Annotated in this window: 14 protein-coding genes; 5 read left to right on the plus strand and 9 right to left on the minus strand. The window is 71.2% G+C overall.

Annotation, left to right across the window (positions count from 1 at the left end):
• Window positions 1-89 precede the first annotated feature (89 nt).
• Window positions 90-980: an NAD(P)-dependent oxidoreductase gene (locus FB157_RS05545; protein WP_145876492.1), complete on the plus strand. Its 891-nt coding sequence runs from the start codon at window positions 90-92 to the stop codon at window positions 978-980.
• Window positions 981-1071: 91 nt separating this feature from the next.
• The gene (locus FB157_RS05550; RefSeq protein ID WP_145876494.1) at window positions 1072-1347 is read left to right on the plus strand and encodes a DUF1876 domain-containing protein; all 276 of its coding nucleotides are present in this window, start codon (window positions 1072-1074) and stop codon (window positions 1345-1347) included.
• Window positions 1348-1432: 85 nt separating this feature from the next.
• Here FB157_RS05550 and FB157_RS05555 read toward each other — a convergent pair whose 3' ends face one another.
• From FB157_RS05555 to FB157_RS05585, 7 genes are all read right to left on the minus strand, one after another.
• The gene (locus FB157_RS05555; protein ID WP_145876826.1) at window positions 1433-2593 is read right to left on the minus strand and encodes a serine hydrolase domain-containing protein; all 1161 of its coding nucleotides are present in this window, start codon (window positions 2591-2593) and stop codon (window positions 1433-1435) included.
• 87 nt (window positions 2594-2680) lie between these two features.
• Entirely contained in the window at window positions 2681-3211 is a 531-nt protein-coding gene (locus FB157_RS05560; protein WP_145876496.1) for a hypothetical protein, read from the minus strand.
• A 100-nt stretch (window positions 3212-3311) separates the two neighbouring features.
• Window positions 3312-3716: an organic hydroperoxide resistance protein gene (locus FB157_RS05565; RefSeq protein WP_145876828.1), complete on the minus strand. Its 405-nt coding sequence runs from the start codon at window positions 3714-3716 to the stop codon at window positions 3312-3314.
• Between the two features lie 158 nt (window positions 3717-3874).
• A complete protein-coding gene (locus FB157_RS05570; protein WP_145876498.1) occupies window positions 3875-4351 on the minus strand; it encodes a MarR family winged helix-turn-helix transcriptional regulator in 477 nt (158 codons plus the stop codon).
• Window positions 4348-5109 (minus strand): energy-coupling factor ABC transporter ATP-binding protein, encoded by a 762-nt coding sequence (locus FB157_RS05575; RefSeq protein WP_145876500.1) that lies wholly within the window; start codon window positions 5107-5109, stop codon window positions 4348-4350. Before FB157_RS05575 ends, FB157_RS05570 begins: the two co-directional genes overlap by 4 nt.
• Window positions 5097-5858 (minus strand): cobalt ECF transporter T component CbiQ, encoded by a 762-nt coding sequence (gene cbiQ, locus FB157_RS05580; protein ID WP_145876502.1) that lies wholly within the window; start codon window positions 5856-5858, stop codon window positions 5097-5099. The genes FB157_RS05575 and cbiQ overlap by 13 nt, the downstream gene beginning before the upstream one ends.
• Before the next feature lies 1 nt (window position 5859).
• Window positions 5860-6903 (minus strand): energy-coupling factor ABC transporter permease, encoded by a 1044-nt coding sequence (locus FB157_RS05585; protein ID WP_145876505.1) that lies wholly within the window; start codon window positions 6901-6903, stop codon window positions 5860-5862.
• Window positions 6904-7051: 148 nt separating this feature from the next.
• On the opposite strand from FB157_RS05585, the gene FB157_RS05590 reads away from it, so the two are divergent.
• Window positions 7052-7390: an SsgA family sporulation/cell division regulator gene (locus FB157_RS05590; protein ID WP_145876507.1), complete on the plus strand. Its 339-nt coding sequence runs from the start codon at window positions 7052-7054 to the stop codon at window positions 7388-7390.
• 28 nt (window positions 7391-7418) lie between these two features.
• Here the strand turns inward: FB157_RS05590 and FB157_RS05595 are convergent, their stop codons facing one another.
• Both FB157_RS05595 and FB157_RS05600 read right to left on the minus strand, forming a co-directional pair.
• A complete protein-coding gene (locus FB157_RS05595; protein WP_145876509.1) occupies window positions 7419-9083 on the minus strand; it encodes a penicillin-binding transpeptidase domain-containing protein in 1665 nt (554 codons plus the stop codon).
• 96 nt (window positions 9084-9179) lie between these two features.
• The gene (locus tag FB157_RS05600; RefSeq protein ID WP_145876510.1) at window positions 9180-10847 is read right to left on the minus strand and encodes a penicillin-binding transpeptidase domain-containing protein; all 1668 of its coding nucleotides are present in this window, start codon (window positions 10845-10847) and stop codon (window positions 9180-9182) included.
• 198 nt (window positions 10848-11045) lie between these two features.
• On the opposite strand from FB157_RS05600, the gene FB157_RS05605 reads away from it, so the two are divergent.
• Together FB157_RS05605 and FB157_RS05610 are read left to right on the plus strand one after the other, a co-directional pair.
• A complete protein-coding gene (locus tag FB157_RS05605) occupies window positions 11046-13847 on the plus strand; it encodes a SpoIIE family protein phosphatase (protein WP_145876512.1) in 2802 nt (933 codons plus the stop codon).
• Window positions 13848-13978: 131 nt separating this feature from the next.
• Window positions 13979-18448, plus strand: coding sequence for a CHAT domain-containing protein (locus FB157_RS05610; protein WP_145876514.1), 4470 nt, complete (start codon window positions 13979-13981; stop codon window positions 18446-18448).
• Window positions 18449-18524: the final 76 nt, after the last annotated feature.

Here is an 18524-nt window from a genome sequence, read left to right on the forward strand (position 1 = left end):
CGCAGCCGGAAAGGAGCGGTCCTGAGGGTCGTCCGTACGAAGATGATCGCGGACCACGAGGGCAGGAACCGTACGACAGGGAGCCGTCAATGACCGACAAGCCGACCGTCAGTGTCCTGGGCACCGGCATCATGGGCGCCGCCATGGCCCGCAACCTCGCTCGCGCCGGATTCGAGGTCCGGGCGTGGAACCGCACCCGCGAGAAGGCCGAGCCGCTGGCCGCGAACGGGATCCGGGTCACGGAAACGCCCGCCGAGGCCGTCGAGGGCGCCGACGTCGTGCTGACCATGCTGTTCGACGGCAACGCCGCCCTGGAGACCATGGGCGAGGCCGCCCCGGCGCTCCGCCCGGGCACGGTGTGGGCGCAGTGCACCACCGTCGGGATCGAACTGATCGCCGACCTGGCCGCGTTCGCGGGCGAGCACGAGCTGGTGTTCTACGACGCCCCCGTCCTCGGCACCCGCCAGCCCGCCGAGGCCGGTCAGCTGACCGTGCTGGCCGCCGGGCCCGAGCAGGGCCGGGAGACGGTCACGCCCGTGTTCGACGCGGTCGGCGCCAGGACCGTGTGGACCGGTACGGACGGGGCGGAGGGCAGCGCCAGCCGGCTGAAGCTGGTCGCCAACAGCTGGGTCCTGACGGCCACCGCGGCGGCCGGTGAGGTGCTGGCGCTCTCCCAGGCCCTCGGTGCCGACCCGCAGGACTTCTTCGAACTGATCCGGGGCGGGCCGCTCGACATGGGGTACCTGCGGGCCAAGGCCACTCTGGTGCTCGACGGGAAGCTGACCCCGGCGTCGTTCGCCGTGAGCACCGCCGCGAAGGACGCCCGGCTCATCGTGCAGGCGGCCGAGCGGGGCGGGGTACGGCTCGACCTCGCCGCCGCGACGGCCGAACGGCTCACCCGGGCCGCCGCGCAGGGGCACGCCGACGAGGACATGGCCGCCGCCTACTTCGCCAGCTTCGACGAGAAGCCGGCCGGCTGAACCGGCCCAAAGGCCGCGACCCGGGCCTCCGCATGACGTTCCGCGCGCGCGGGAGCACCCTGGTATCAGTGGTTCTCCGGAGGTGGTCGACATGATGCACACCGCTGTGGGTTGGCACGTGGAGCTGGAATTCCGGGAGGACGACACGCACACGCGTGCCGTCGCCCTGGTGCGCTTGCCCGACGGCAGCGAGGTCCGGGCCCATGGGAGCGCGAGCCGTCACCGTATCGACTCGAACCAGCCGCGGGTCGGCGAGGAGATAGCGGGCGCTCGCGCGCTCAACGAACTGGCCATGGAGTTGCTGACCAAGGCACACGGGGAGATCGACGCGGCGTCCGGCCGGACCTCGCACCCGATCAACGTGTGACGCCCGAGGGGCGCGTGCGGCGCCGCACGCGCCCTGAGCACGCGCCCTGAGCGAGCGCCTTACGCGGGCGTCCTACGCGGGCGCCCTACGCGAGCGCCGTACGCACCGCCCGCACCAGCGCCTGCGCCCTCGGGTCCGCCGTCACGCTCTTCCTGAAGCCGTTGGTGACATAGCCGAAGGAGACGCCCGACTCCGGGTCGGCGAACGCGAGGGCGCCGCCCCGGCCCGGGTGGCCGAAGGAGCCGGCGGAGAGCAGCGGGGACGCGCTGCCGTGCAGCATGTAGCCGAGGCCGAACCGGGTGCCCACGACGAGGATCCGGTCGGGTCCGGCGGACTGTTCCGCGCGGGCCAGTTCCACGGTGCCGGGGGTGAACAGGCGGGTGCCACCGTCCACTTCACCGATGAGCGAGCCGTAGAAGCGCGCCAGGCCGTTGGCGGTCGCGATGCCGTTGGAGGCGGGCAGGGCGGCCGCGCGGTAGGCGGGCGCGTTCTCGTCCGGGAGCGGGGTGATCGCGGCGAAGGCGCGCCGGGTGAGGGAGTCCGGGTCGGCGTAGGCCTCGGACACGGACCGCTTCGGGCGGGTCTTCAGCGCGCCCGACGTCAGGGGAGCCTCCACGGGGCCGACGCGACCCACGCGCGCCCGCTCCGCCTCGGGCAGGCCGAGCCACAGGTCGGCGCCGGCCGGCGCGGCCAGCTCGTCCGCCACCCACGTGCCCACCGGCCGCCCGGTGATCCGCCGGACCAGTTCGCCGGTGAGCCAGCTGTAGGTCTGCGCGTGGTAGCCGTGGTCCGTGCCCGGCTCCCACACCGGCGCCTGCGCGGCGACGGCCGCCGCCCCGAGGTCGGGGTCGGCCGCCTCCTCGGGGGTCAGCGGGCGGTCCAGCACGGGCACGCCGGCGCGGTGTGCGAGCAGGTGCCGGACGAGTGTGCGCTCCTTGCCGGCCGCCTTGTACTCGGGCCAGTACGTGCCGACCGGGGCGTCCAGGTCCAGTTCGCCGCGCTGGTGCAGCAGCAGGAGCGCGGCCGCGGCGACACCCTTGGTCGCGGAGCGCACGATCTGTGCGGTGCCGTGCTCCCAGGGGGCCGTACCGTCCACGTCCCTGGTGCCGCCCCAGAGGTCGACGACCTTACGGCCGTCCCGGTACACGGCGACGGCCGCGCCGCGCTCCCCGAGCAGCGCGAAGTTCGCTGCGAACGCCTCCCTGACCGGCTCGAAGCCATCGGCCACCGTGCCGTTCACATCCACATCCACGCCCGGTCCCTCCACTCGCTTGCGACCATGAGTGAAACACGGGTGTGCGGCCTTGGATTCCTCGGCAGATGGTGATGTCCGCTACGGCCCGGCGCCCTCGGGCCCGTCCTCGTACCCGGCCGGGACCGCGTCCTGCGGCCCGCGCGCCGACCGGACGAGCTTCTCGAGCCCGGACGGGTTCCGTTCGTACCGGTAGACACGAGACCCGTCGAGGGTGCGCAGCTCCAGTTCCTCGCGCCAGACCCGGTACTCGAACTTGTCGCCCTCTTCCGTCCAGTACCCGTGCCTCTCGGTGGTCAGTTCGGCCCAGGTGTAGGCGCGGTAGGTCCAGAACTTCCGGAGCACGACGCCCCGGCGGAAGCGGTAGAGCGCGCCCCGGTACCAGCCGATACGGAAGCCGAAGACGATCGGCAGCAGTACGGCCAGCGTGTACAGGCCGCCCGTGACGGTGCGTTCGTCCCAGTACCCCATGCACAGGCGTACGAGCACGATGATCGGCACGACCAGCCAGAACGGACTGGTGGCCTCCAGGAAGAGCAGCACCGGCGGCGGGACGGTGCGTTCGCACTCGACGTACGCGCCCAGCTTCCGCTCCCGAGCGCGTGCGGTCACCCTGCGCGGCATCAACCAGTGCACGGCACCCCCTGCCCCGCCCGGAAGGGCGACACCGGCGTTGTACCCGGGAGGGGGCTGCGTCATCCGGCGTGGGGGCTCAGCCCAGCAGAATCGTCACGTCGATGTTCCCGCGCGTCGCGTTCGAGTACGGGCACACCTCGTGCGCCGCGTCCACCAGCTTCTCGGCGATCTCCCGGTCCAGGACCGGGAGGGAGATGCTGAGGGCGACCGCGAGGCCGTAGCCGCGGTGCTTGTTCGGGCCGATGCCGACCTTCGCGGCCACCGTGGAACCGGTCAGGTCGAAGCCCGCGCGGTTGCCGACCAGGATCAGCGCGTTGTGGAAGCAGGAGCTGTAGCCGGCCGCGAACAGCTGCTCCGGGTTGGTGCCGTTGCCGTCCCCGCCCAGCGCCGGCGGCATCGCGACCTGCAGCTCGATCTGGCCGTCCTGACTGGTGACATAGCCGTTCCGGCCGCCGTGGGCGGTTGCCTCGGCGACGTACATGATCTTCGTCGGACGGGTGTCGACAGCCGTGTCGGCGGCGACATCGGGCAAGGTGGGCCTCCCCTGGAACAAGTGGCGCACAAGTACATCGTGCACAAGGTACCGGCCGGTAGGTCGGTCTGTCCCGGCAGGGGGTGGCAACCGCGGGTAACGCGAGATCAGCGACGGTCGGCGGCCGCGCCGGCGCGCTCGGTGAGCTTCCACAGCTCCTCGCGCAACCGCTTGATCTCCTGCGTCTCCAGCCCCGTGGTCGTGAGCAGTGCGCCGGGTACGCGAGCTGCGCGCTCCTTGAGCTGCTCCCCGCGCCAGGTGCACGCGACGAGCACCGAGCGCTCGTCGTCCGCCGCGCGCTCCCGGTGCACCAGACCCGCCCCCTCCAGCCGCTTCAGCAGCGGCGAGACGGTGCCGTAGTCCAGGCGCAGGGCGCCCGCCAGCTCCTTCACGCTGGTCTCACCGCGCTCCCACAGGACCAGCAGCACGAGGTACTGCGGGTAGGTGAGCCCCAGGTCGGCGAGGAGCGGACGGTACGCCGCGGTCACGGCGCGCTGTGCGGCGTACAGCGCGAAGCACAGCTGGTCGTCCAGCAGCAGCGACCCGGCGGCCCCTTTGTCGTCTCGGTCGTCTTGACGCGTCACGCGCCCATTGTCACGGACTTCGGGTCGAAGCCGAACGGCAGCTCCAGACGGTGCGCCCGCATCAGGGCGTCGTCGGAGAGCAGCTCGCCGGTCGGGCCGTCCGCCGCGATCACGCCGTCGCTCAGGATCAGCGAGCGCGGGCACAGCTCCAGGGCGTACGGCAGGTCGTGCGTGACCATGAGGACCGTCACGTCCAGGGAGCGCAGGATGTCGGCGAGTTCACGCCGGGAGGCCGGGTCGAGGTTGGAGGACGGCTCGTCCAGGACCAGGATCTCCGGCTCCATCGCGAGCACGGTCGCGACGGCGACCCGGCGGCGCTGGCCGAAGGACAGGTGGTGCGGCGGACGGTCGGCGAAGTCCTGCATGCCGACCCGCTCCAGGGCCGTGCGCACCCGCTCCTCCAGCGCCGCCCCCTTGATCCCGGCGGCGGCCGGCCCGAACGCCACGTCCTCCCGCACGGTCGGCATGAACAGCTGGTCGTCGGGGTCCTGGAAGACGATTCCGACCTTCTGCCGGATCGCCGCCATGTGCTGCTTGCCGACGGGCAGCCCGGCCACGGTCACCGTGCCGGTGCCGCCGCCCAGGATGCCGTTCAGGTGCAGGACGAGGGTGGTCTTGCCGGCGCCGTTCGGGCCGAGCAGCGCCACCCGTTCGCCGCGCCCGATCGAGAAGTCCACGCCGAACAGGGCCTGATGGCCGTCGGGATAGGCGAACGCGAGGCCGGAGACCTCCAGGGAAGCAGTACTCACAGGACCCATCCCAGCAGACAGATGACGAGGGCGGCACAGGGGAGCGTGAAGGCGTACGACCACTGCGCCCGGGACGCGGTCACCTCGTCGATCACCGGCATCGAGCCGGCGTACCCCCGGCTCACCATGGCGAGGTGTACGCGCTCTCCCCGTTCGTAGGAGCGGATGAACAGCGCGCCGGCGGACTTGGCGAGGACGCCCCAGTGCCGTACGCCCCGCGCCTCGAAGCCGCGCGACTCGCGGGCGATCCGCATCCGGCGCATCTCGTCGGTGATGACGTCGCCGTAGCGGATCATGAACGAGGCGATCTGCACGAGCAGCGGCGGCAGCTTCAACCGCTGCAGTCCGAGCAGCAGTTCGCGCAGTTCGGTGGTGGCGGCCAGCAGCACGGAGGCGGCGACGCCGAGCGTGCCCTTGGCGAGCACGTTCCAGGCGCCCCACAGCCCGTTCACGCTGAGCGAGAGGCCCAGCACGTGCACCCGCTCGCCCTCCGCCACGAACGGCATGAGGACCGCGAACGCCACGAACGGCACCTCGATCAGCAGCCGCCCGAGCAGGAATCCGGCGGGCACGCGCGCGCGGTACGCGACGTACCCGAGCAGGACGGCGTAAGCCGCGAACGCCCACATCGCCTCGCGCGGGGTGGACACCACGACCACGACGAAGGCGAACGCGGCCGCCAGTTTGGTGTGCGGCGGCAGGGCGTGCACGGGGGAGTGCCCGTGCCGGTAGAGCCGGTGCGCGTGTCCCGCTCCCACGTCACACGCCCGTGTTCACGGGAGAGACGTCCGCGCCGCGGCGCCTGCGCACGGCCCAGAACACCGCGCTGCCCGCGACGACCGTGACGCCGACGCCGATCACGCCCGCGAGGCCGCCGGACAGCCGGGCGTCCGGGACGTCCTTGACGCCGTAGCCGGCGAGCGGGGAGTCGGCCGCCGCGTGCTGTCCGGTCTTCTTGTCGATGCCCTGGTCGTGCGCGACCTTCTCCAGGCCGTCGGGGTCGGCGGAGGCGTAGAAGCTCACGAAGCCGGCGAGCACCAGCGACGCGACCAGTCCAGAGATCCACAGGGTGCGCCGGGAGGTGCGCGCCGCGACGGGTGCCGTGGGCGACGGAGCGTCCACCAGCGCGCCGTTCACGCGGAGCTTGAGCCGCTGCTGCAGGCCGCGCGCGCCGTGCACGAGATCCGGGCGGACGGCGATGACGGCGCTCACGGTGAGCGCGGTGATCACGGCCTCGCCGATGCCGATCAGCACATGGACGCCGATCATCGCGGTCGCCACCTTGCCGATGGCGACGTCCGTGGTCCCGCCGACCGCGTACATGAGCGTGAAGGCGACGGCGGCGGCCGGCACGGAGACCAGCGCGGCGACGAAGGAGGCGATGGTGACCGAGCGCCGCTTGCGCGGCAGCACGGCGAGCAGCGCGCGGAAGACGGCGTACGACACCACGGTCGTGACGATCGCCATGTCGGTGATGTTCACGCCGAGCGCGGTCAGTCCGCCGTCGGCGAAGAGCACGCCCTGCATGAGCAGCACGACCGACACACACAGCACGCCCGTGTACGGGCCGACCAGGATCGCGGCGAGTGCCCCGCCCAGCAGATGGCCGCTGGTGCCGGCCGCCACCGGGAAGTTCAGCATCTGTACGGCGAAGATGAACGCCGCCACCAGCCCGGCCAGCGGTGCCGTCCGCTCGTCGAGTTCGCGGCGGGCACCGCGCAGGCTCACCGCGAGGGCGCCGGCGGCGACCACTCCGGTGACCGCGGAGGTGGGGGCGTTGATGAATCCGTCAGGTACGTGCACCGTACGATTTTAGAGGCTTGTTGCGAACCTTTTGCAAGAGAGACGTGGTCTCGCTTCCCATCGGGCGCGAACGGAAAAATGTGGCACATTGGATGGAAAGCGGATGCACGACTTCCGCGTAGGTCACAGAACGTGAGAGGGCGGTCCGATGTCTGTAGTCGAGCAGTACGCGCGCGCCCATATCGTCACGGACGAGGAGGACCCGGGAGCCGTACCCGTCATGCTGCGGTACGACTCCGACGCAGATCCACGATCCGTCCGGGTCGGCCTGCCCGGACCGCACGAATGGACCTTCTCCCGCGCGCTGCTCGAACAGGGGCTGCGGACGCCGGCCGAGAGCGGCGACGTACGCGTGTGGCCCTGCGGGCGCGTCCAGGCCGTGGTGGAGTTCCACTCCGCGCACGGCGTGGAGGTGGTGCAGTTCGAGTCGAAGGCGCTGCTCCGGTTCCTGCGCCGGACCTACACCGCCGAGCCCGTCGGCCGCTGACGCCTCCCGGACCGCCCTGCCGCCCTGATCAGCCGCCCATCTTCAGCAGCGCCGCGACGATCGGCCCGGCCGTGTCGCCGCCGTGGCCGCCCGCCTGGACCACGCCCGCCGCGGCGAGGTCGCCGCGGTACGCGGTGAGCCAGCCGTTCGGCTTCTTCTGGCCGTCGACCTCGGCGGAGCCCGTCTTGGCCCCGTAGTCCGGGCCGAGGCCCGACATCGCCTTGGCCGCCGTGCCGTACGCCGCCGTGTACTGCATGACGTCCTTCAGCTGGGCCTGCGTCTTCGACGACATGGTGCGCGAGGCCTTCGCCGGCGTGCGCCCGTCCACCGTCGGGGCCACCAGGTACGGCTGGCTGAAGACGCCCGACTCCACCGTCGCCGCCACCGACGCCATGTTCAGCGGGTTCATGCGCACCCCGCCCTGCCCGATCAGCGAGGCGCCCATCTGCGCGCCGCTCTGCACCGGGACGGAGCCGTCGAACGACGGGACGCCGATGGCCCAGTTGTTCAGGCCGAGGCCGTAGACCTCCTGGGCCTCCTTCGTCAGGTCGCTGTTGGACAGCTTCGGCGCGAAATTGATGAAGGCGTTGTTGCAGGAGGCCCCGAAGCTCAGCTTGAACGTGCCCTTCTTGATCTCGGAGTCGGCGTCGTTGTGGAACGTCCAGCCGGCGAGCTTGTACGTCTTGGGGCAGGGGTGCGACGCGTCGGGCGTGACGAGCTTCTTCTCGAACAGCATCGTCGACGTCACGATCTTCATCGTGGAGCCGGGCGCCAGGGAGCCCTGGAAGGCGGTGTTGAAGCCGTGCCCGTTGTTGGCGACCGCGAGGATCTCACCGGTCGACGGACGCAGGACCACCACCGAGGCCCGCGGCCGCTTGCCGACCTGGTTCTCGGCGGCGGCCTGCAGCTTCGGGCTCAGCGTCGTCTTCACCGTGCCCGGCGTGCCCTTGCTCAGCTCCACGAGCGTCTTGTCGGACAGCTTGGCCGCCTCCGACGCCTTGCCGCGCACCACGCGCAGCTCCACGCCCGCCTTGCCGCCCGCCTTCTTGCCGTACTTCTCCCGCAGCCCGTCCAGGACCGTGCCCAGCGACGGGTACTCGGCAGCCGTCAGCTCCCCGCCGTCGCGGTCCAGCGCCTTGATCGGCGGGGTGCCGGACTCGCCGGTGACGAGCTTGTCGCCGTCCTTCAGGTCCGGGTGGACCACCGAGGCGTGCCAGTCGACCAGCGGCTTTCCGTCGCTGCGCCGCCGCACCACGGTGAGCGAACTGCTGTACGCGAGCGGCTTGCTGAGGCTCTGGTACGACACCGTCGCCTTGACGGAGAACGGCACCTCGGCGCCGGTGGCGGTGCCGGCGGTGAGCGTGACGTCCTTCAGGTGGGCGTCCTTGGTGTACCCGGCGAGCAGTGCGGTGGCGGCGGACGGGTCGTCGGTGGCCGCCGCAGCCTCGGCGGGACGGCCCTGCCGCCAGGCGGTGAGGAAGCGCGTCGAGGCCGTGCGGACCTCGGCGGCGGTGAGCGGGCCGGTCTTCACGGCCTTGTGGTCGGAAGCGGACGTCCGCTCGTCGGCCGCCGCGCCGCCGTCGGTGAGCGCGTAGACGCCGAACCCGGCGCCGCCGACGACCACGGCGATCATCCCGCCGAGCACGGCGGGGTTGGTCTTCCGTCGCTCGGCGACGCGCCTTCTCTTGCCCACTTCCTCAGTTCCTCCGCGCCTTCCCCAGGGTCCCCGCAGCCCCCACACTCCCCAACGACGGCACCCACACTAAGGTCCCCGCCTTTGTGGGTGATATCAGCCCGCATTCCGTAGCACGCTTGCGACAATCGGCCCGGCCGCGTCGATGCCGTGACCGCCGTCCTGGACCATGGCCGCGGCGGCGACGTCGCCCCGGTACCCCGTGAACCAACTGTCCGACTTCGCCTGCCCGTCGGCCTCCGCCGAGCCGGTCTTCGCACCGATGTTCCCACTGAGCCCGGACATGACACCTGCTGCGGTGCCACTGGTCGCTGTGCGATTCATCATGGCGCGCAGCTGCTGGACCGTGCTCGGGGACAGCCCGCGCGCTTGTGCCGGTTCGCGGTGGTCCAGGCCCAGTGGCACGATCACGGGCTGCCGGAAGGTGCCGGTCGTCGCGGTCGCCGTCACGGAGGCCATGTTCAGCGGGCTCATCTGGACCTGGCCCTGGCCGATCAGCGCGGCGGCGGTGTCCGGGCCGCCGGCGGCGGGGACCCGGCCGTCGAAGGACGGGACGCCGATCTGCCAGTTGTTCTGCCCCAGCCCGAACCGCTCCTGGGCCTCCTTGGTGAGGGTGTCCACCTCGACCTCGTCCGCGAACTTGATGAACGCCGTGTTGCAGGAGCGCGCGAAGCTGTCGGAGAGCGTGGCGTGCTCGTCCGGGGTGAGGCCCTTGAGGTTCTGGAAGGTCTGGCTCTGCCAGACGGCGGACGGCGGGCAGGGCGCCGGTCCGTTCGCGGTGGTCAGGCCGTTGTCGATGAGGGCGGCCGCACTGATGATCTTCATGGTGGAGCCGGGCGGGCGCTCACCGAGGAGGGCCGCGTCGAAGCCGTCGTCGCGGTGGTTGGCGACGGCCAGGATCTCGCCCGTGCTGGGCTTGACGGCCACGAGGGAGGAATCGGCGTACTTCTCCACGGCGGCCTCGGCCGCCGCCTGGGCGCTCGCGCTGAGCGTCGTGTGCAGCTTGCCGGGCCGCCCCTTGGCGAGGGTCAGGAGGGTGGTGTCGGCGGCGCCACTCCCCGCTTCTCCTGATCCGTCCGTTTCCCCTGCTCCTGCGCCCCCGTGGCGTATCACCAGCTCCACACCGGCCCGGCCGCCCGTCTTGTCGCCGTACCGTTTGCGCAGCTCGTCCAGGATCGGGCCGAGGGACGGGTACTTCTGCGGCGTGAGCACCTTTCCGTCCCGGTCGACGGCCTCGATCGGCGCGGTCGAGGACTCGCCCGTCGTCAGCGTGTCCCCCTTCTGCAGCCGCGGATGCACGACGGAGGGCTGCCAGTCGACCAGCGGCCGGTACGAGGTCTTTCCGCGCACGACGTCCAGGCGGCTCTCGTAGCCGAGCGGCCGGCTCTTCCCCTCGTACGACACCGTTGCCCTGACCGTGAAAGGAACGGTCGTGCCGGTGGCCGTGCCGGGCGTGATGTGCACCTTGGTGATGTGCGCGTCGCCCCCGTATGCCGTCAGCAGCTCCCGCGCCGCCTCGGGGAAGTCGGTGTATCCCGCCGCGGTAGAGGCGTCCCCCTTCTCCCAGGCGGCGAAGAACTTCGCTGCCGTCTCCTTGACCTCCGTGCCGCTCGGCGGACCGCTCTTCACGACGGCCGGGCCGCCGCCGCCCGTGCCCCCGTCGCCGTTCAGCGCGGACACGAAGTTGTACGCGCCGTACCCGGCACCGCCCAGCACGACCGCACACACGCCGCCTATGACGGCACCCTTGACTCCCCTGCGCATTGCGCGAATCCTCCCCGTTTTCCCCGTTGAACGCGTTCAAAAACACGTCGCAGAGGAACTGTAAGCGGTTGTGGGGCGCCTGTGGCCGGAGTTGCCGATTGTTGTCCGAACAGAGACGTCGGCGAAGCGGCCGCTCGGCCGCGTGCGGTGGCGACGGGGAAATGTCGATATTCCTGGCAGCAGTGTTATCAAGGGTGTATGGAGCTATTTTCCGGGCACCCTCGGGGTCCGGAACGTCATCCGCCCGTCGGGGGCCCGCGCGCACGTCGCGCCTCCCTGCTGGACCCGCGCGCCGCGGCCGGTCAGGTGTTCCTTCTCCAGGTTCTGATCGTGGTCCTGCTGGTCGTGGCCGCGGTGGTGGCCATGGTGCTCCAGACGGCAAGTGACGCCTTGCAGCGGGGGCGCAGGGAGTCGATCATCGCGGCGCAGTCGTTCGCGAGTGCTCCCGGCGTGGCCGAGGCGCTGCGGAGCCCGGACCCGACGGCGGTGCTCCAGCCTCGGGCCGAGCAGGCGCGCAAGCGCGCGGGCGTGGACTTCGTCATCGCCATGAACACGGAGGGGATTCGTTACACGTATCCCTACCCGCGGGAGATCGGGAAGAAATTCGTCGGCACCATCGGACCGGCTCTGCAAGGCCGTACCGTCGTCGAGCAGGCCGGCGGGCCGCCGCTGCCCGCAGGCAGGGGGACGGACGTGCAGGCGGTGGTCCCGGTGACCGACTCGCACGGCAAGGTGGTCGGCCTGGTCTCCGCCGGAATCACGGTCAGGAACGTGACCGGGCTGTGGCTGCCGGAACTGCCGATCATCCTGGGCAGCGGCGTGGCCGCGCTGGCGCTGGCCGTGACCGGAACGACGCTGGTGTCCCGGCGGCTGCGGCGCCAGACGCACGGCCTGTCCCCGGTGGAGCTGGCGGAGCTGTACAGACACCACGACGCGGTCCTGCACGCGGTGCGGGAAGGAGTGCTGATCACCGACGCCGACGGACGACTGCTGCTGGCCAACGACGAGGCGGTACGGCTGCTCGGACTGCCGGCGGACGCGCGGGGGCGCCCGGCGGCGGAGCTGGGACTGCCGGAGCCGATCATGCGTCTGCTGTCGTCGCCGGATGCGGTCACCGACGAGGTCCGTCTCGCGGGGGACCGGCTGCTGGCGGTGAACAAGCGGCCGACGTACCCGGAGGCAGACCTGGACGGCAGTGTGGTGACCCTGCGGGACACCACGGAACTGGCGGCGGTCTCGGGGCGGGCCGACATCGCGCGGGAGCGGCTGCAGCTGCTGTACGAGGCCGGGGTGGGGATCGGGACCATGCTGGATGTGGAGCGTACGGCCCAGGAGCTGGCCGACGTGGCGGCGCCGCAGTTCGCCGACCTCGTGACGGTGGACCTGCTCGAAGCGGTGCTGCGCGGCTGGGAGCCCACGGCGGAGGGCTGGCGGCATCTGCGCCGGACGGCGATCGGCGGCGAGCAGCGGATGCTGCCGGTGTATCCGCTCGGCGAAGTGATCACTTTCTCGCACCGAACGCCGCAGATGCGGTCACTGCAGGAACGACGGGTCGTGCTGGAGGAGGACCTGCGGCAGGCGGACGGCTGGCGGGGACAGGATCCGGAGCGCGCCCGCAAGGCCCTGGAGTGCGGGTTGCGTTCGCTGGTGGCCGTGCCGCTACGGGCGCGGAACGTACCGCTGGGCGTGGCGAACTTCTACCGGACGGCGGATTCCCCGGCGTTCGAGCCGGAGGATCTCACCTTCGCGGAGGAACTGGCCGCCCGGGCCGCGGTGGCCATCGACAACGCCCGGAGGTTCACCCGGGAGCACGCGATGGCGGTGACGCTGCAGCGCAGCCTGCTGCCGCGGCGACAGCCGGAGCAGGACGCACTGGAGGTGGCCTGGCGCTACATGCCCGCGGAGGCGGGGGTGGGCGGGGACTGGTTCGACGTCATCCCGCTCCCGGGCGCTCGCGTGGCTGTGGTGATGGGTGATGTCGTCGGCCACGGGGTGCACGCGGCGGCGACGATGGGCCGGCTGCGCACCGCGGTGCACAACTTCTCCACCCTGGACCTGCCCGTGGACGAGGTGCTCGGGAACCTGGACGACCTGGTCGTCCGCATGGACAACGAGGAGGACCCGGGCGATGCGGCAGAAGGCCACGAGGGGGAGGGCGTGACCGGAGCGACCTGCCTCTACGCGGTCTACGACCCGGTGACGGAGGTCTGCACGATGGCCCGTGCGGGGCATCCGGAGCCTGTGGTGGTGCGCCCGGACGGGACGGTCACCTGTCCCGGCGTGCCGGCCTCGGCGCCGCTCGGCCTGGGCGGCTACCCCTTCGAGACCGTGGAGCTGTCCCTGCCGGAGGGCTCGCAACTGGTGCTGTACACCGACGGCCTCGTGGAGGACCGCACCCACGACATCGACGTCGGGATGGAGCGGCTGCGCCGGGCGCTGGGCGGGTCCGGTGGCCGCACGCCGGAGGAGACGTGTCAGGCGGTGATCGACTCCTTGAAGCCGGCACACACCTCCGACGACATCGCGCTGCTGGCGGCGCGTACCCGTAGGTTCCCGCGCTCGGACGTGGCCATGTGGGATGTGCCGCAGGACCCGGCGGTGGTGCCCTCGGTGCGGGCGCGCTGCCGCGACACGTTGCTGCAGTGGGGGCTGGAGGAGGCCGCATTCGCCACGGAGCTGATCGTCAGCGAGCTGGTCACGAACGCGATCCGGTACGGCTCGCCGCCGGTCGGCGTACGGCTGCTCCATGGACGCTGTCTGATCTGCGAGGTCTCGGACGGAAGCGGCACCTCGCCGCGCATGCGGCGGGCGGCGACCACCGACGAAGGCGGGCGGGGGCTGTTCCTGGTGGCACAGTTCGCCCAGCGATGGGGGACGCGGTACACCACCCGCGGCAAGGTCATCTGGACGGAGCAGTTCCTTCACGACGGCGCGTCCGCTGCCGCGGGCCTCGCGCCGGTCGACTTCCTTCTCGAACAGTTCGATGATCCCGGCCTCTGAGTCAGGGGCTCCCATGGGTCTGTGAGGGGCGCGCGCTCCTTGCTCCGGGACGAATCACCACGAGACAATATGAAGTGGCGAACCGTCAGTTCTGTGATGTCGGGCGCGCCGGGGTGAGGGAGGGGTGGCACATGCCGGCATCGGGTGCCAGGGGCCGGCAGGCCCTGCGGCTGGAGGTCAAGGACTGGGCGGGGCCGTCGCGGTGGCGGTGGCTGCTGTCGGGACCGGGGGGCGAGTTCCTGGCGGATCACGAGGTGGATCTGGAGGCGCCGGGAGGACGGGACGCGCCGGGGTGGGAGGGGTTCACGGACCTGGAGTGGTTCCTGCGGTGGCGGGCCGCGATCGACCGGCGGCTGGAGCACGAGGCCGAGCTGCTGACCGAGGTCGGGGAGTGGATCACGGAGTGGGCACTCGGCCGCGGCGTGGCGCAGGAGCTGGCACGGCGTCCGGGACCGGTGCACCTGGTGGTGCCGCCGGGGCCGGGGCAGATGCTGGCGTATCGGCCGTGGCAGGCCGCCCGGGTGCACGGCCGGACGCTCGCCGAGTCGAAGGTGACGTTCGTGACCGATCCGCTCGGACGGCCACCGACGGAGAAGCGCCCGGTCGGCGAGAAGCTGCGGATGCTGGCCGTGTTCAGCCTGCCCGAGGACACCACCGCGTTGAATCTGCGCCGGGAGCGGTACGCCCTGGCTCGGCTGGTCAACGACATCGCGAAGACGAATGGCCGGGCGGTGGAGTTACGGGTGCTGCAGTACGGCGCCACCCGGCGCCGGCTGGAGGCGGCCCTGCTCGAGGCGGAGGGGTGGGACGTCCTGCACATGTCCGGGCACGGCCTGCCCGCCGGACTGGTGCTCGAGGACGACACCGGCCGCCGCGATCTGATCGAGACGGACGACCTGGTCGATCTGATCGGCGCTGCGAGTGACCATCTGAAGCTGATCACGCTGTCGGCGTGCGAGTCGGCGGCGCTGACCGCTGAGGATCATCTGCGCCTCCTCGGCCTGACACCCCCTGGGGGCGGCGAGCCGGGGCGCGGCCCGGACGGGACGCCTCCGGGTGACGGTGCGGAGCGCAGTTGGGGAGTCCCCGGGCATGGCCTGACCGGTTCCACGTCACCGCCTCGTCCCACCGACGGTGCCGGGCAGAGCCCCTGGCAAGGTGACGACGCGGGGCTGTCGGTGCTGGCCACCTCGTTGGTGGACCGGGTCGATGCCGCGGTGCTGGCGATGCGTTACCCGGTCGCGGACGACTTCGCGATCGGACTGGCGGAGCGGTTCTACGACCTGGTTCTGGGCAAGGGCCAGCCGGTCGACCGGGCGCTCGGGCTGACCTTGACCCTGACCTCGACCCCGACCCGAGTGATCCCCCCGGAACCGACGTCAGGAGTGCCGGCGTTGTCGGCGGCCACTCCGGCGCTGTTCGGGAACCGCGCGCTGGGCCTGGAGCTGATCGCCCCCGAGGGCGAGCCGCTGGTGTTCCAGGCCGAGCGGGTAAAGCTGGCGCGGTTCCCGGACCAGCCGGCCCGCTTCGTGGGCCGGGTCGGGCCGATGACCCGGGCCGCCACTGCCCTGGCCCCCCGCTCGAAGGTGGCGGGGGTGCTGTTCCACGGGATGGCCGGGGCGGGCAAGACCGCCTGCGCGGTGGAACTGGCCTACGCCCACCAGGAGGCCTTCCAGCTGCTGGTCTGGCATCAGGCCCCGCAGCAGGATCAGGACATCGCGGCGGCGTTCACCACTGTGGCGGCGGACCTGGAGGCGCAGATCCCCGGCCTGCGGCTGATGCACCTGGCCGACAGCATTCCCCGGCTGACAGAGTTTCTGCCCACGCTGACCGAGTTCCTCGAACGGAACCGGGTGTTGCTGGTGCTGGACAACCTGGAGTCCCTGCTCACGAGCGACGGGAAATGGCGGGACGAGCGGTGGCGGCTGCTCATCGAGGCGGTCACGGTCCCCGACGGCCTGTCCCGGGTGATCCTCACCTCCCGGACCTGCCCCGCCGGTCTGCCGGCAGGGGTGCGGACCGAGCCGGTGCACGCGCTGGCGTTGCAGGAGTCGGTACTCCTGGCCCGCGAGTGGCCCCACCTCAAAGCCCTGATCGACACCCCCACCCGGGGCCGGCGTGACCCGCGGTCCGGGCGGGGCTTGGCCGCTCGGGTCCTGGCGGTGGTGCAGGGGCACCCGAAGCTGATCGAACTGGCCGACGGGCAGGCCGCCGACCCGGTGACGTTGGCGGCCCGGCTGGACGAGATCGACACCGCGTGGCTGACCCGCGGCATCCGGCTGCAGGACTTCCTCGACACCGGCCACCCCCAGGGCAGTGACCAGGATTACTACCAGGTGTTGTCCACCTGGACCCGGGCGGCCGCCCAGCGGTTGCCGACGGCATCGGGGGCGTTGTTCACGCTGTTGGCCGGGCTGGAGGACGACGACCGGACCCCGGTCGTCGTCGACACGGTGTGGCCGATTCTGTGGCGGGAGTTGGGGCATCCCGACCCGGCTCCCTCCATCGACGTGACGGTGGGGCCGTTGCTGGAGCAGGCCCTGGTCGCCGTCGACAACAAGCCCGGCACGAACGAGGTGGTGCGCTATCGGATCCATCCCGGGGTCGCCGAAACCGTCCGCAGCCATACCCCACCCGACACCACACGCCTGATCGACACCAACGCCGCCGGGCTCTGGCAGGTCATTCTCGCAAGTGGGTTGGAGCGGGAGCGGGAGGGGCTGGGGGAGGTCATCCTGTACGCGGCCAAGGCGGCAGCCCCGTACCTGGCTCGCAACAGTGCCTGGGGCGCTCTCGTCAACGTCCTGGACGAGGTGCTGATCCGTGACTTGTCACCGGACACCGCGGCCGCGCTGCTGCCGTTCTTGCAGGCCGCGGCCGAAGCCACCGTCGGCACCGACCCGAACCTGGAGGTCCGGTGCGGGTTCACCCACGCCCGTGCCCTGGCCCGGCTGCGGCCCATCGACGCCGAACCCGAGCTGCGTCGCCTGCACGACCTGGTCCGGCAACGCGGTGAGCACGACGCCGCTGCGGTCATCGCGGGCGAACTGGCCAACCGGTACCTGGAAATGAGCCGGTTCGAGGAGGCGCTCACCCTGCTTGATCAGATGCAGGAAGACAGCCGCGCCGCCGGATACGGACCGTGGAGTCAACTGTCGATCGAGGGTCGGCAGTTGCAGATCCGCATGCTGCAGGGGCACAGTCGGGAGGTCCTGGACGCCGTCGACGACATCCGGGCCCACATGGCCACTTTGCCCGACCCGTCCGACCAAGTCGAGACCATCCAGCCGTGGAACGTCCGCGAGGCCATCCTCGACACCGGCCGCTCCGCAGCGAGCGACCTGGAGAAGTGGCAGCTGGCCCTGGACCTCAACGCCGAACACTTACGCGTCATGAAGGAGCGGGGCGCCACCGAATGGAAGGTGGCCCAAGCCTCATTCAATGACTACGGCCCGCTACGGGCCCTCGGCCGCCTGAATGAAGCCCGTGCCCTGCTGCTGCGTTGCCGAGACATCGACGAGGCCCACCACGACATCACCGGCCTCGCCAAAGACCTCGGCGCCTTGGCCGATATCGAAGACAAACTGGGACACGGTCAAGCAGCAATCGCCCTGCAGCGCGATGCTCTACGTCTGACATACACGACCGGCGACATCACCACCATTGGGGTCGGTCACCACAACCTGGCCAACTTCCTCGACAGATACACCCACGAGACCGACCAGGCGTGGGCGCACCGACTCGCCGGCGCCGTCATCGTCTACCAGACCAACTCCGGCCTGTTGCACGGACAGCTCGCCACCATCGCGAGGTTGTTGCACCGGTCCGATGTGCCACCACTGCCTGCCTCCTTCGACCAGGTGTGCGCGATGGTGGATCAGATCGACGGGGTCCACCTTGCCGCCCTGTCGGCCCGGCTTCCCCGTCGCGCAGCAGATGAGCAGGCCGCGCTGGACGAGGTGCTGGCCCTGGCCCGCGCCATACCCTCCGAGCAAGTGCTCGACATGCCCCGGTACCTGCAGATGTGGGAGCCGGTCGTCTCCGCATTGGTCGCCACCGTCGGCACTCCCGGAAACGAGAGGGATGAATCGGGCGGCACCCAGGAGGACCAACGCGAGCAGGCCGCCGCGTTCTTGGACCGGGCCTTGGACCCCTCCGCGCAGACCCAGGACTGGGCCGCCCTGGCGGCCGTCCTGCGGCGAGTGCGAGCCGGGGACCGTGACCGGGCAGCGCTGGCCGCGGGCCTGGACAAGATCGACACCGTGATCCTGACCCGGACTCTGGCTGCGCTGGACGGCTCGGACCCGATCGCCCCCATGCTCTGGGCCATTGCCGACCATGGCGACTCCGTCGACGAGAGCGACGGCGCGGGGATGCCGGAGTTCCTGGCTACCGTGGTGGCCGCCGCCCAGGGAAGTCGGCCGGCCGCGGAGTTCGTCGGCCCGATCCTTGATCAGATGAGCGAGCATGCCGAGCTGGCGGCGTTGGCCGGTGCTCTGCGGGCGATCCTTGACGGAGACCGCAGTCCCACGCTGACCGCCGGGCTGAATCCTGAAATGCGTCCGCTGATCGACGCAGTGCTGTCGGTGTTGGCCGAATGAGCCATTGCGTTCCGTCCCCTCTCCTTGATCAGTTCCAGATGCAGGCCTGAACCCCGCCCAGGAGGACCCTCATGCA

Origin of the sequence: Streptomyces sp. BK340 (assembly GCF_007827595.1) — a bacterium.
Taxonomy (GTDB): domain Bacteria; phylum Actinomycetota; class Actinomycetes; order Streptomycetales; family Streptomycetaceae; genus Streptomyces.